At 71.2% G+C, this 14,328-nt stretch carries 11 protein-coding genes; 10 read left to right on the forward strand and 1 reads right to left on the reverse strand.

All coding sequences use genetic code 11. The annotated features are described in order from the left end of the window. Positions 1-27 precede the first annotated feature (27 nt). From KW843_RS19070 to KW843_RS19090, 5 genes are all read left to right on the forward strand, one after another. Entirely contained in the window at positions 28-732 is a 705-nt protein-coding gene (locus KW843_RS19070) for a response regulator transcription factor (RefSeq protein ID WP_218296746.1), read from the forward strand. Further along, positions 695-2,671 (forward strand): 7TM diverse intracellular signaling domain-containing protein, encoded by a 1,977-nt coding sequence (locus KW843_RS19075; protein ID WP_218296747.1) that lies wholly within the window; start codon positions 695-697, stop codon positions 2,669-2,671. The genes KW843_RS19070 and KW843_RS19075 overlap by 38 nt, the downstream gene beginning before the upstream one ends. A gap of 159 nt (positions 2,672-2,830) precedes the next feature. Then, a complete protein-coding gene (locus tag KW843_RS19080; RefSeq protein ID WP_218296748.1) occupies positions 2,831-6,091 on the forward strand; it encodes an IPTL-CTERM sorting domain-containing protein in 3,261 nt (1,086 codons plus the stop codon). 157 nt (positions 6,092-6,248) lie between these two features. Then, positions 6,249-8,504: an IPTL-CTERM sorting domain-containing protein gene (locus KW843_RS19085; protein ID WP_218296749.1), complete on the forward strand. Its 2,256-nt coding sequence runs from the start codon at positions 6,249-6,251 to the stop codon at positions 8,502-8,504. Between the two features lie 83 nt (positions 8,505-8,587). After that, positions 8,588-9,043 carry a DUF2214 family protein gene (locus KW843_RS19090; protein WP_218296750.1) on the forward strand — a complete coding sequence of 152 codons (456 nt, stop codon included), beginning with the start codon at positions 8,588-8,590 and terminating at the stop codon, positions 9,041-9,043. A 48-nt stretch (positions 9,044-9,091) separates the two neighbouring features. On the opposite strand, the gene KW843_RS19095 is transcribed toward KW843_RS19090, so the two are convergent. Continuing rightward, on the reverse strand, positions 9,092-9,421 hold the full coding sequence (locus KW843_RS19095) for a PsiF family protein (protein ID WP_218296751.1): 330 nt from the start codon (positions 9,419-9,421) through the stop codon (positions 9,092-9,094). Between the two features lie 109 nt (positions 9,422-9,530). Between KW843_RS19095 and argS the strand changes: the two genes are divergently transcribed. The 5 genes from argS (at position 9,531) to lptB (ending at position 14,279) form a co-directional block, all read left to right on the forward strand. Beyond that, positions 9,531-11,240 carry an arginine--tRNA ligase gene (argS, locus tag KW843_RS19100; protein ID WP_218296752.1) on the forward strand — a complete coding sequence of 570 codons (1,710 nt, stop codon included), beginning with the start codon at positions 9,531-9,533 and terminating at the stop codon, positions 11,238-11,240. A gap of 9 nt (positions 11,241-11,249) precedes the next feature. Further along, positions 11,250-11,894, forward strand: coding sequence for an SPOR domain-containing protein (locus tag KW843_RS19105; RefSeq protein ID WP_218296753.1), 645 nt, complete (start codon positions 11,250-11,252; stop codon positions 11,892-11,894). A 79-nt stretch (positions 11,895-11,973) separates the two neighbouring features. Next, entirely contained in the window at positions 11,974-12,630 is a 657-nt protein-coding gene (locus KW843_RS19110) for a thiol:disulfide interchange protein DsbA/DsbL (protein ID WP_218296754.1), read from the forward strand. A gap of 210 nt (positions 12,631-12,840) precedes the next feature. Continuing rightward, positions 12,841-13,497 (forward strand): lipopolysaccharide transport periplasmic protein LptA, encoded by a 657-nt coding sequence (gene lptA / locus KW843_RS19115; RefSeq protein ID WP_218296755.1) that lies wholly within the window; start codon positions 12,841-12,843, stop codon positions 13,495-13,497. Further along, positions 13,494-14,279 (forward strand): LPS export ABC transporter ATP-binding protein, encoded by a 786-nt coding sequence (lptB, locus tag KW843_RS19120; protein WP_218296756.1) that lies wholly within the window; start codon positions 13,494-13,496, stop codon positions 14,277-14,279. The genes lptA and lptB overlap by 4 nt, the downstream gene beginning before the upstream one ends. Positions 14,280-14,328: the final 49 nt, after the last annotated feature.

The raw sequence follows: 14,328 nt of genomic DNA on the forward strand, positions 1-14,328 counted from the left end.
GCCCGGCGCTTGCCCATAATCCAGCCCATGGCCCCCGACACCGCCCCGCCCCTGCCCGCCCCCTGGCCCGCGCGCCTGCCGGCTCCTTTGCGGGTGGGCGTGGTCGAGGACGACCCGGCCTGCCGCGACACCTTCATCGCCATGATCGGCGCGCAGCCCGACCTGGCGCTGGCCATGGCGGCGGCCAGCCGGGCCGAGGCGCTGGCGCTGCTGCCCCAGTCGCCCATGGATGTGCTGCTGGTGGACCTGGGCCTGCCCGACGGCTCGGGCCTGGACGTGATCCGCGCCGCGCGCGCGCAGTGGCCCGGCTGCAGCGTGCTGGTGAGCACCATCTTTGGCGATGAAACGCACGTGCTGCGCTCCATCGAGGCCGGGGCCATGGGCTACCTGCTCAAGGACGTGAGCGCCGCCGAGCTGGCCGAGGAAATCCGCAGCATCCACGCGGGCGGCAGCCCCATCAGCCCCATGGTGGCGCGCAAGATCCTGGCGCGCGCCGCCGCCAGCCTGCCGCCCGCCACCGAGCCGCCCGCCGCGCTGCTGTCCGCGCGCGAGCAGGAGGTGCTGCGCTGCGTGAGCAAGGGCTTCACCACCGAGGAGACGGCCCGCACCATGGGCGTCTCCCGCACCACGGTGCTCACCTTCGTGCGGCGCATCTACGCCAAGCTGCAGGTCAACACGCGCGCCGAGGCCATCCATGCCGCCCACAGGCAAGGCCTTCTGGCGAACGGGTAGGTGGTGCGCCGCGCTGCTGTTGGCCGCCTGGCTCGCGGCCTGCGGCGGCGGCAGCGCTACCGATAACCCCACGCACCTGCGGCAGGCCGCCTTCCGCATGGAGCCCGGCGCGGGCTGGGAACCTCCGCCCGCGCCGCCCTTCGCAGGGGAGGAGGAGAAAGGCGCGTGGGCCAGCGTGCCGCTGCCCCACGCGCGGGAGCGCAGCCTGGCCGAGGGCGGTGCCTCGCTGCGGGCCCCGCCCGACGTGGCCTGGTACCGGCTCGACCTGCCCCCGCCCGGTACACCCGGTGCCCCCAGCGCATCGGGCGCGCCGGGCCAGGACTTGTTTCTGTACCTGCCGCGCTGGCAGACCATCGGCATCGTCGCCATCTATGTCGATGGCCGCATGGCCTACCGCACGCGCGGCAGCCGCGTGTGGAACAGCTTCAACCGGCCCCTGTGGGTGGCGCTGGGCAACCACGCCGCCGGTGGCGAGCCGCCCCGCACCGTGTGGCTGCGCATGGCCAGCCAGCGCGGCGTGGGCGGGGCCGTCTCCAGCGCCTGGGTGGGCACCGAGCAGAACCTGCTGTGGCGCTACAGCGTGCGCCGCTTCGTGCAGAACGACTTCATCAGCCTGACCGGCGCCGCCTTTCTGGCCATTGGCCTGTTCGCGCTGGCCGTGGGCTGCGTGCGCCGCCGCGAGCCCATCTACCTGCTGTTCTTCGCCATCTCCGTCACCACCTTGCTGCGCAGCCTGCACTACGTGGTGGACGACCGGCCCCTGCCCGTGCCCGACGACTGGTTCGGCTGGATGACCGTCAATTCGCTGGGCTGGGCCATGGTGTGCACCTTCGCCTTCGCCTTCCGCGTGCACGGGCGGCGCATGCCCGCGCTGGCGCTGGGCATCGCGGGGCTGGTGTCGCTGGGCACCGTGCTCACCCTGCCGCTGCCGCCGCTGCTGCCGTACCTCGATGCCATGCTGCCGCTGGTCTATCTCGTCATCACCTTGCTGACGGCGGTGGTGGCCGCGTCGGGCCTGTGGGCCTCGTGGCGCGCGCGGTCGCGCGAGGGGCTGGTGCTGTTCGCCTGGTTCTCGCTGAACGTGCCCGCGGGCGCGCACGACCTGCTGATGGTCAACTACCGCATCGACATGGAGCATGTCTATCTGGCGCCCTACAACGCCATCGGCCTGTTCGCCATCTTCCTGGCCATCGTCTGGCGGCGCTACGTGGGCGCCATCCACGCGGTCGAGGTGGCCAACGCCGGGCTGGAGAGCCAGCTCGCCGCCCGCGAGCGCGAACTGACCGCCAGCCACGAGCAACTGCGCGCGCTGGAGCGCCAGCAGACCCTGGCCACCGAGCGCCAGCGCATGATGCAGGACATGCACGACGGCATCGGCTCGTCGCTGATGAGCGCGCTGCGCATGGTCGAGCGCGGCCAGGCCAGCACGGCCGACACGGCCCAGGTGCTCAAGGACTGCATCGACGACCTCAAGCTCGCCATCGACTCGCTGGACCCCGCCGATGCCGACCTGCTGGCGCTGCTGGCGGCCGTGCGCTTTCGCCTGGCGCCCCGGCTCAAGGCCGCGGGCATCACCCTTGCCTGGAACGTGCAGGACCTGCCCCCGCTGCCCTGGCTCGACCCGCAGTCCGCGCTGCACGTGCTGCGCATCCTGCAAGAAGTGCTGGCCAACATCCTCAAGCACACCCAGGCCACCCTGATCGACGTGGCCACCGCGCCGCAGGCGCAAGCCGGGCAGGGCGGCGCGGGCGTGGTGGTGCGCATCCGCGACAACGCAGGCGCCTTCGTGCTGTCCGAAGGCCCGCCCGCCGCCCTGGCCGGGCAGGGCCTGCTCAACGTGCGCCACCGCGCCCAGGCCCTGGGCGGGCGCTGCCAGTGGGCGGCATGGGAGGGCGGGGGCGAATTCACCCTGTGGCTGCCGCTGGCGCGCGGTGATTGAATAACTACTCTTTTGATAGCTGCCGGCGCCTGCCTGCTAAGCGCTGGAGGCCTGTTAGGCATCAAACCCCGGCAAGGCCTTGTCCTCAGTTCTGAGGACATACAGGCGTGTTGCAATTTCTTAACATTCCGGCGGTTCGTCACACACCAAGGCCCCGCCATGCCCCGCCGCCCCTGCGCCCTGCGCGCCCTGCTGCTCCAGCTCGTGTTCATCGCCATCGCCTGCCTGGCCGCCTGGCCCGCCGCGCACGCCCAGGCGGGCACCTGGGCGGTCAGCGGCAGCCTTGGCGATGGGCGCCAATGGCACACCAGCACCCAGCTGCCCAGCGGCAAGGTGCTCGTCGCGGGCGGCTATGGCGGCGGCAGCCTCAGCCACCTTGCCAGCGCCGAGCTGTACGACCCCGCCGCCGGCCAGTGGGCCGCCACCGGCCCGCTCGCCCACGCGCGCCGCGGCCACACCGCCACCTTGCTGCCCCATGGCAAGGTGCTCGTGGCGGGTGGCTACGACGGCAGCGCATTCATCGCCAGCGTCGAGCTGTACGACCCCGCCACCGGCTTGTGGAGCGGTGCCAGCGCGCTGGCCCAGCCGCGCACGGAACACACCGCCACCCTGCTGGCCGATGGCCGGGTGCTCGTCGCGGGCGGCCACGCCAGCGGGGGGCAGGTGGCCCAGGCCGAACTGTACGACCCCGCCACCGGCGCCTGGTCCCCCGCCGGGCAGTTGGCCGAAGCGCGCCAGGGCCATACCGCCACCTTGCTGGCCGACGGCAGGGTGCTCGTCGTCGGCGGCGGCAACGGCACCGGATACCTCGCCACCGCCGAGGTGTACCGCCCGAGCGACAACACCTGGGGCTCCGCCGCCCCGCTGCCGCAAGGGCCGCGCAGCGATTTCACCGCCACCTTGCTGCCCGACGGCAGGGTGCTTGCCGTGGGCGGAAACAGCGGCAGCGAGCAGCTTGCCAGCGCCGAGCTGTACGACCCCCAGGGCGATACCTGGGCGCCTGCCGCCTCGCTGAACAGCAAGCGCTTGTTCCACACCGCCACGCTGCTGCCCGGCGGCAAGGTGCTCGTGGCGGGAGGCTTCGGCAGCGGCAGCGCTCTCCAAAGCGCCGAACGGTACGACCCTGACACCAACCAATGGACCGCCGCCGGCGGCCTGAACGACGGGCGCTGGCGCCACATCGCCACCCTGCTGCCCCAGGGCAAGGTGCTCTTCATCGGGGGCGCCAGCGACCTTGGCGCGCCGCTCGCCAGCACCGAGCTCTACGACCCCGCCATCGGCACCTGGGAGGGTACCGGCGCGCTGCCAGGCCAGCGCACGGAGCACACGGCCACCCTGCTGCCGGACGGCAAGGTGCTCGTCGCGGGCGGGGGCGCCGGTTATGGCACCGGGCAGCTCATCGGCGCTGCCGCGCTGTACAACCCCGCCACCGGCGCCTGGGCCGCCACGGGCCCGCTGGCCGCCGCGCGCGCCTACCACACCGCCACCTTGCTGCCCGGCGGCAAGGTGCTCGTCGTGGGCGGCCTCGGCAGCGCAGGAGCGCTCGCCAGCGCCGAACTCTACGACCCCGCCACGGGCACCTGGAGCGGCACCGGCGCGATGGCCAGCCCCCGCTTGCGGCACGCCGCCGCCCTGCTGCCCAGCGGCCAGGTGCTGGTCGTGGGGGGCTTGGGCAGCAACATCAGCAACAGCCAAACCGCCACCGCCGAGCTGTACGACCCCGCCACCGGCCTCTGGTCCGCCACGAGCGCGATGAGCGCCGCACGCCAATGGCCCACGGCCACCCTGCTGCCCACCGGCAGGGTGCTCATCGCGGGGGGGAATGGCAGCGGCGGCACCCTGGGCAGCGCCGAGCTGTACGACCCCGCCTCGGGCACCTGGAGCGGCGCCGGCACGATGGCCAGCCCACGCTGGACCCACACCGCCACCCTGCTGCCCCAGGGCAAGGTGCTTGTCGCGGGGGGGCACGACGGCACCGACCTCGGCGGCGCCGAGCTTTACGACCCCGCCCTGAACGCATGGAGCCCCACCGGCCCGCTCAACACCGGACGCTCCGGCCACACCGCCACCCTGCTGCCCGGCGGCAAGGTTTTGGCCGCTGGGGGGGGTGGTGGCGGCTACCTGGGCAGCGCCGAACTGTACGACCCCGCCACGGGCGCCTGGGCCGCCACCGGCGCGCTGGCCACTGTGCGCGCCTACCACACCGCCACCGTGCTGCCCGATGGCACGGTGCTCGCCGCCGGGGGGCGCGACGGCGTCACGGCCACCAGCGGCATCGCCACCGCCGAGCGCTACGACCCTGCCGGCGGCGCAGTGCCCCCGGCCCGCATTCCCGCATTGACCGGCGGCCCCGTCCGGTTGAGCGGCGCGGCCTTCACCCTCACCGGTTTGCGGCTGCGCGGCGACAGCGAGGCCAGCGGCGGCAGCACCAGCGCATCGCCCACCCCCTTGCCGCTGGTGCAGTTGACGCGGCTGGACAACGGCGCGCACACCTGGCTCGCGCCCACCGGCTCCACCGCCGCCAGCATCGACGTGGCCGCGCCGGGCGCGCTGCCCAGCGGCCGGTATGCGCTGCGGGCGTTCGTGAACGGCATGGCGTCCAACGCGCTGCTGCTGGGCACGCAGGCCCAGCCCACGCTGGCCCTGTCCGCCAGCGCCGTGGGCGCCAGCGTCACCTTCACCGCCGCGCTGAACGGCGCATCCGCCAGCCCCACGGGCCAGGTGGCGTTCAGCGTGGATGGCGCGCCGCTGGCCTGCACCACGGCCACCTTCAGCGGCGGCGTGGCCACCTGCGCCACCAGCAGCCTGGCCATGGGCCTGCACAGCATCACCGCCAGCTACACGGGCGATGCCGACAACGCGCCCGCCACCGCCAGCCCGCTGGCGCACACCGTCAACACCGCCGCCGTGCCCGTGCCGGGCGGCGGCGGCAGCACGGCGCAGGTCGGCATCACCGGCGGCCCGGCCGGCTGCACCGTGAACACCCTGGGCCTGAGCGCGGCCACCGGCGCCGACAACCTGCCCGCAGGCGCCACCGCACCGCTGGGCGTGCTGCGCTTCACGGCCACGGGCTGCGCGGGCGCCACGCTCGCGGTGGCCATCACCTACCCCGGCGGCAGCCTGGCGGGGCTGGTGCCGCGCAAGTTCGGCCCCGCCACGGCCGGTGCCACGGCGCTCTGGTTCCCGCATGGCGCGGTCAGCGGCGACACGGTGAGCTTTGCCGTCACCGACAACGGCACGGGCGACAACGATCCCGCCCCCGGCGCCATCGCCGACCCGCACGCCATGCTGCTGCTGGCCGCCGCGCCCGCCGGCGCGCAGGCGATTCCGGCGCTGTCCGAAGGGGGCTTGCTGCTGCTGTCGGCCCTGCTGGCCCTGGTGGCGCTGTCAGCGGGCCGCGTGGGAAGGCGGGTGGTGTGAATCACTTCTCTTTTTGTAGCTGCTGGCGCTTGATGGGTGGGCGCTGGAGGCAATTTTTTGCATAGAACCCTGGCAGGGCCTTGTCCTCAGTTCTGAGGACATACAAAAGCGGCAGGCAACGGCAACATGGCGCATCTTCATCGCCACCAGCCCACCCATGCCATTCCCCTCCACCACCGCCCGCCTTGCGGGCCTGCTGCTGGCCGCCGCGGCTGCGCTGCCGGGCGCGGCCCCTGCGCAAGTCCTGTACGAAGGCTTTGACGACACCTTCACGCTATCGGGCAATGGCTGGGTCATGCAGAACAACAGCGCCCCGGTGGGCGCCATGGGCTGGTTCCAGGGCACCCCCATCTCTGCCTTGCCGGACCCCGGCCCGTTCGACGCCTACAGCGGCGCAGCCAATGCCTACATAGCGGCCAACTTCAGGAACACGGGCAGCAGCGGCACCATCAGCAACTGGCTGGTCATGCCGAACCGCACACTGAGCAATGGCGACGTGCTGACCTTCTACACGCGCAAGCCGGTCCCCAACCCAACGGACTACCCCGACCGCCTGGAAGTGCGCATGAGCACGCAGGGCGCCAGCACGGACGTGGGCACCACCGCCACCGACGTGGGAGACTTCACCACGCTGCTGACGAGCATCAACCCTGGCCTGGCGGCGGGCGGCTACCCCGCCGCCTGGACGCAGTACCGCATCACCGTGTCCGGGCTGGCCGCCCCCACCTCGGGCCGCGTCGCGTTCCGCTACTTCGTGACCGGCGCCGGCACCTTCGGCGCGAACGGCGACTACATCGGCATCGACGACGTGACGCTCTGCCCCGCCCCCGCCATGACGGCCACCGGCACGCCCGCCAACGGCACGGCCGGGGCCGCTTATGCCTACACGCTGGCGCAGGCCGGGGCGGTGGGCGGGTCGTCCTTCGCGGTCGCGGCGGGGGCGTTGCCGCCGGGTCTGGTGCTGTCGGCTGCAGGCGCCATTTCCGGCACCCCCACGGCCACGGGCACGTTCAGCTTCACGGCCACGGTGACGGACAGCCGCCACTGCTCGGCGTCGCTGCCCACTTCCATCACGGTGCAGGCAGGCAAGCCGCCCCCGCCGGCCAGCGCCACCGCCACCGCGGGCGACGCCGAGGCGACGGTGGACTGGAGCCCGGAACGGTGGGCGGACGCCTATGGGGCCCCCATCACCAGCTACACCGCCACCGCCGTGCAAGACCCCGCCAGATCCTGCACCGTGACCGGCTCCGGGCACAGCTGCACCGTGGCGAACCTGGCCAATGGAGCAAGCTACACGTTCCGCGTGGTGGCGCACAACGGATCCCCCACGCAACCCGATTCGGACGCCGCCGTGACCAACGCGGTCACGCCCCTGGGCGCGCAGAGCATCACCTTCCTCCCCGCCACCATCCCCGCGCAGGCTGCGGGCACCACGCTGACCCTGGGCGCCACGGCGACGTCGAACCTGCCCATCACCTACAGCGCCACGGGCGCGTGCAGCGTGGCGGGCAGCGTGGCCAGCTTCAGCGGCGCGGGCTCGTGCACGCTGACGGCCAGCCAGCCGGGCGGCGGGGCCTGGGCGGCGGCGGCGCCCGTAGCGCGTACCTTTGCCGTGATGGCGGCGCCCACGCTGGCGCTGGCGGCCAACGCCAACCCCAGCGCACTGGGGGCCAGCGTCACCCTCACCGCCACGTTCGGCAGCGCCAGCAACCCCACGGGCACGGTGAGCTTCAGCGCGGACGGCCTGCCGCTGGCCTGCGCGGCCCCGCCCGCCATCACGGGCAGCGTGGCCGCCTGCACCGTCAGCGGCCTGCTGGTGGGCGCGCACGCCATCACCGCCAGCTATGCGGGCGATGCCAACAACACCAGCGCCACGGGCGGGCCTCTGGCGCTGACGGTGGGCCAGGCCAGCCTGGCGGTGCCCGGCGGCGGCATGGCGCAGGCCAGCATCTCCGGCGGCCCGGCGGGCTGCACCGTGGGCAGCCTGGCGCTGACCGCCGCCGCCCCGGGCGACAACCTGCCCGCAGGCGCGACCGCACCGCTGGGCGTGCTGCGCTTCACGGCCACGGGCTGCGCGGGCGCCACGCTCGCGGTGGCCATCACCTACCCCGGCGGCAGCCTGGCGGGGCTGGTGCCGCGCAAGTTCGGCCCCGCCACGGCCGGTGCCACGGCGCTCTGGTTCCCGCATGGCGCGGTCAGCGGCGACACGGTGAGCTTTGCCGTCACCGACAACGGCACGGGCGACAACGACCCCGCCCCCGGCGCCATCGCCGACCCGCACGCCATGCTGATGCTGGCCGCCGCCGCGCAGGCGATTCCTACGCTGTCCGAATGGGGCCTGCTCGTGCTGGCGGCGCTGCTGGGGCTGGCAGCGCTGCGCAGGTTTCAAGCCAGATCGGCCTCCAGCGCTTGATGAGAAAGCGCTGAAAGCTATCAAATCAGGAGTTTTTTGCCGGATGCGCTAGCATTGCCAGTCCCATTGTCACGAGGCGCCCCATGACCACTGAAGCCCTGCTGGCCTACGCCCACTTTCTGGCCATCCTGACCATGACCGTCTTCCTGGCCAGCGAGGCGGCCCTGTGCCGCAAGGAGTGGCTCAACGCCGCGGTGGTGGAGCGCCTGGCGCGGGTGGACATGGTCTATGGCATCTCCGCCATCGCCGTGCTGGCCACGGGCCTGGCGCGCACCTGGTGGGGCATGAAGGGCGCGGGGTGGTACTGGTCGCAGCCCCTGCTGCACACCAAGGTCACGCTGTTCGTGGTCATCGGCCTGATCTCCATCGTGCCCACGGTGCGCTTTCTGCGCTGGCGCAAGCAGCTGCGCGCCACGGGTGCGCTGCCCACCGAGGCCGAGGTGCGCGGCACGCGCCGCCTGGTGATGATCGAGGCGCACCTGCTGGTGGTGATTCCGCTGCTGGCCGTGTTCCTGGCGCGGGGCGTGGGCACGCGCTAGAAAGCACAAAGCCCCGCGTGCGGGGCTTTGTTTGGGGGCCAAGGTGTGTCAGGCGGGCTTGTTGCTCAGGCATTCCTTCATGAAGGCCTTGCGCTCGTCGCCCTTGAGGGTCTTGGCCTTGGGGTCTGCGTTGCAGGTCTTCATCTTGGTCTGCTGCTTTTCCTGCTTGTTGGCAGACAGGCATTCCTTCATGAAGGCCTTGCGCTCGTCGCCCTTCTTTTCCTTGGCGTCGGCATTGCAGGTGGCCATCTTGCTTTGCTGCGCGGTGGGCGCCTTGGCCGGCGCGGAGGCCGCGGCAGCAGGCGCGTCGGCGGCATGGGCCGTGGCCAGGGAGAGGGTCAGGCCGATGGCCGTCATCAGGGAAAGCAGTTTCTTCATGTAATGCTCCTGCGGGTAGGGGGATGGACGGCCCGGTGGACACCGGGCCATTCAGCATAACGCCACAGCGGCGGGATGGGATGACGGGGCGCCCCCGTAGAATCCCCGCATGCTCTCCGTCAAACAGGAATTGCTCGCGGCGCTCGCCGGCGAGCTGGAAAAATTGTCGCCCGGCACTGCCGGGCGCGCTGCGTTCGAATCCCCCAAGGTGGCCGCCCACGGCGACTTCGCCTGCACGGCGGCCATGCAGCTGGCCAAGCCGCTCAAGCTCAACCCGCGCGCGCTGGGCGAGCAGCTCAAGGCCGCGCTCGAGGCCACGCCCGCGTTTGCCCGCTGGGTCGATGCCATCGAGATCGCCGGCCCCGGGTTTCTCAACATCCGCCTCAAGCCCACCGCCAAGCAGGAAGTGGTGCGCGAGGTCTTGGGTGCCGGAGACCGCTTTGGCTACCAGGCCGACAACGGCCAGCGCGTGCTGGTCGAGTTCGTCTCGGCCAACCCCACCGGCCCGCTGCACGTGGGCCACGGCCGCCAGGCGGCGCTGGGCGACGCGATCTGCAACCTCTTTGCCACCCAGGGCTGGAAGGTGCACCGCGAGTTCTATTACAACGACGCGGGCGTGCAGATCCAGACGCTGACCACCAGCACGCAGCTGCGCGCCAAGGGCTTCAAGCCCGGCGACGAGTGCTGGCCCACCGACCCCGAGAACCCGGCGTCCAAGGCGTTCTACAACGGCGACTACATCCAGGACATCGCCAACGACTTCCTCGCGAAGAAGACCGTCAAGGCCGACGACCGCGCGTTCACCGCCAGCGGCGACGTGGACGATGTGGAGTCCATCCGCCAGTTCGCCGTGGCCTACCTGCGCAACGAGCAGGACAAGGACCTGCAGGCCTTCAATCTGAAGTTCGACGAGTACTACCTCGAGTCGAGCCTGTACACCAGCGGCCGCGTCGAGGCCACCGTGGGCAAGCTCGTGGCCAACGGCAAGACCTACGAGCAGGACGGCGCGCTGTGGCTCAAGAGCACGGACTACGGCGACGACAAGGACCGGGTCATGCGCAAGAAGGACGGCACGTACACCTACTTCGTGCCCGACGTGGCCTACCACATCGCCAAGTGGGAGCGCGGCTTCACCAAGGTCGTCAACATCCAGGGCACGGACCACCACGGCACCATCGCCCGCGTGCGCGCCGGGCTGCAGGCGGCCGGCGTGGGCATCCCGCAGGGCTACCCCGACTACGTGCTGCACACCATGGTGCGCGTGGTCAAGGGCGGCGAAGAGGTCAAGATCAGCAAGCGCGCGGGCAGCTATGTCACGCTGCGCGACCTGATCGAATGGACCAGCAAGGACGCGGTGCGCTTCTTCCTCTTGAGCCGCAAGCCCGACACCGAGTACACCTTCGACGTGGACCTGGCCGTGGCGCAGAACAACGACAACCCGGTGTACTACGTGCAGTACGCCCACGCGCGCATCCAGTCGGTGCTGCGCGGCTGGGCCGAGCAGGGCGGCGGCGATGTGGCCTCGCTCCAGGGCGCGGACCTGTCGGCGCTCGAAGGCCCGCAGGCCCAGGCGCTGATGCTGCAGCTGGCCAAGTACCCCGAGATGCTCACCGCCGCCGCCGACGGCGAGGCGCCGCACGACGTGACCTTCTACCTGCGCGACCTGGCCGCCAGCTACCACAGCTACTACGATGCCGAGCGCATCCTGGTGGACGATGAAACCGTCAAGCGGGCCCGGCTGGCCCTCGTCGCCGCCACCGCGCAGGTATTGCACAATGGCCTGGCCGTGCTGGGCGTGTCGGCTCCGGCCAGAATGTAAGCAGTCACTATGAAGAAACAACAGACGGGTGGGACCATCATCGGCTTCATCGTCGGGGTCATCGTGGGCCTGGGGGCCGCACTGGCGGTGGCCGTGTACGTGACCAAGGTGCCGGTGCCTTTCCTCAACAAGGGCAACGGGCGGGGCGTGGACATGGATGCCGCCGAATCCCAGAAGAACAAGAACTGGGACCCGAACTCTCCGCTGTACGGCAAGAACCCCGCGCGTCCCCCCGCGCCGGCGGTGGCGGCGGCTTCCGCGCCCGCCTCCGCGGCGGCGCCCGAGGTGCGGGCGGCCGCCTCCGCGCCCAAGCCGGTTGCCAGCAAGCCCGAGGCGGCCAAGGCCGAAAGCAAGCCCGGCGCCGACCCGCTGGGCGATCTGGCCGTCGCCAAGGCCGCCGCCAAGGGCAACCTGGACCCGTTCGACTACTTCGTGCAGGCCGGGGCATTCCGCACCCAGGCCGATGCGGATGCCCAGCGCGCCAAGCTGGCCATGCTGGGCTGGGAGGCCCGGGTGAGCGAGCGCGAGCAAAATGGGCGGGCCGTGTTCCGCGTGCGCGTGGGCCCGTTCACCAAGCGCGATGATGCCGAGCAGCTCAAGGAAAAGCTCGACGGCGCCGGGGTGGAATCGGCCCTGGTGCGGGTGCAGCGCTGAACTGCCGCGCAGCGGGAGCTGAACTTTTTGCGGGGGCATGGCTCACATCCCCCAGACCAGAACCAGGAGAGTCTTTGCCATGAAACGCCGTGAGTTTTCTTTGTCCGCCGCCTCGGCGGTTGCCGCTTCCGCCCTGACGCTGCCAGTGGCCACCCCCGCGCTGGCCCAGGCCCGCCAGTTCAAGGAGGGCAAGGACTTCAAGCGGCTGGACAAGCCCGTGGCGCCCGATGCGCCCGCCGGCAAGGTCGATGTGATCGAATTCTTCTGGTACAGCTGCCCCCACTGCCACGCCTTCGAGCCCACGCTCGACGCATGGGTGAAGAGCGCCCCCAAGGACATGAGCATCCGCCGCATGCCCGTGGCCTTCAATGCCAGCTTCGTGCCGCAGCAAAAGCTCTACTACACGCTCGAAGGCATGGGCAAGCTCGACGCGCTGCACGCCAAGGTGTTCCGCGCCATCCATGTGGAAAAGCAGAAGCTGGCCAAGGACGACGAAATCCTGGCCTGGGTGACCCAGCAGGGGGTCGATGCCGCCAAGTTCAAGGAGGTCTACGGCTCCTTCACCGTGTCCAACCAGGTGCGCCGTGCGTCGCAGCTGCAGGACGCGTATGGCGTGGAAGGCGTGCCTTCCATGGGCGTGGCCGGCAAGTACTACACCGATGGCACCATGGCCGGCAACATGCAGAACGTGCTGCAGGTGGTGGAGCACCTGGCCGCCACGGCGAAAAAGGGGTGACGCCTCCTTGAAGGAAGCGTGGCCCTCGTGAGCCGCCTTCCTGCCCAGGGGGACGCACCCGGCGGCCCGGCAGCGCCGGCTCCACGGGTGCAGGCGGCGGCTTCCAAGCGCCGACGGCCTCGGATGCCCCAAGAAGAAGCCCGCGGATGCGGGCTTTTTTCATGGCGCACGCCGTGGGGTGGCTACAATGACCTGCAAGATTCGTGCCCTATGAACTACCGCATCCTCCCCCACCTCCTGCTTGTCGCCCTGGCCTGCCATCTGGGCGCGGCGCACGCCGAAAAGGCCGACCGCGCCAAGCCCATGAACATCGAGGCCGACGCCTTGCGGCACGATGAGCTCAAGCAGACCAGCGTGTTCTCGGGCCGCGTGGTCATGACCAAGGGCTCCATCGTGCTGCGCGGCGCGCGGCTGGACGTGCGCCAGGACGCCGACGGCTACCAGTACGGCGTGGTCACGGCCGAGGCGGGCAAGCGGGCCTTCTTCCGCCAGAAGCGCGATACCGTGGCGGGCGCGCCGGACGAGTTCATCGAAGGCGAGAGCGAAGTCATCGAGTACGACGGCAAGGCCGACAACGTGCGCTTCATCACCCGCGCCGAGCTGCGCCGCTACCGCGGGGCGGTCCTCAGCGACGAGATCACCGGCGCCGTGATCGTCTACAACAACCTCACCGATGTGTTCACCGTGGACGGCAAGCGCACCCCCGCGACCAATGCGGCGGGCGATGCGCCCGCGCCCGGCAGCCGGGTGCGTGCGGTGCTCGCGCCCAAGGACCCGCCCGCCGGTACCGCCGCGCCGGAGGCCGCGCCCCCGGCATCGGCGCCGGTGCTGCGCCCCAGCAACAGCCTTGGCGGCGGCTCCAAGTGAGCGCGCAGCCCGTCAGCCCCGGTCCTGACACCCAGGCGGGCAGCCGCCTGGAGGTGCAGCACCTGGCCAAGTCGTATGGCAGCCGCAAGGTCGTCAAGGATGTGTCGCTGGTCGTGCAAAAGGGGGAGGTCGTGGGCCTGCTGGGGCCCAACGGCGCGGGCAAGACCACCTCGTTCTACATGATCGTGGGCCTGGTGCGCAGCGACGCGGGCGACATCCGCATCGACGGCCATTCGGTGGCCCACATGCCCATCCACCGCCGCTCGCGGCTGGGGCTGTCCTACCTGCCGCAGGAAGCCTCCATCTTCCGCAAGCTCACGGTCGAAGAGAACGTGCGCGCGGTGCTGGAGCTGCAGCGCGCGGACGACGACGGCAAGCCGCTGTCGCGCGAGGCCATCGAAGAGCGTCTCACGGCCTTGCTGCAGGAGCTGCGCGTGGACCACCTGCGGGCCTCGCCCGCCATGGCCCTGTCGGGCGGCGAGCGCCGCCGCGTCGAGATCGCCCGCGCGCTGGCCACGCAGCCGCGCTTCATCCTGCTGGACGAGCCCTTTGCGGGCATCGACCCCATCGCCGTGATCGAGATCCAGCGCATCATCGGCTTCCTCAAGGCGCGCGGCATCGGCGTGCTCATCACCGACCACAACGTGCGCGAGACGCTGGGCATCTGCGACCACGCCTTCATCATCAGCGATGGCCAGGTGCTGGCCCAGGGCACGCCGTCCGAGATCGTGGACAACGCCGAAGTGCGCCGGGTGTACCTGGGCGAACATTTCCGCATGTAGACATGGCCTCCACGCTTGTCATTTCGTGTACTGCGCTGCCCCCCGAGGG

The organism is Acidovorax sp. sif1233 (assembly GCF_019218755.1).
Lineage (GTDB): Bacteria > Pseudomonadota > Gammaproteobacteria > Burkholderiales > Burkholderiaceae_C > Acidovorax.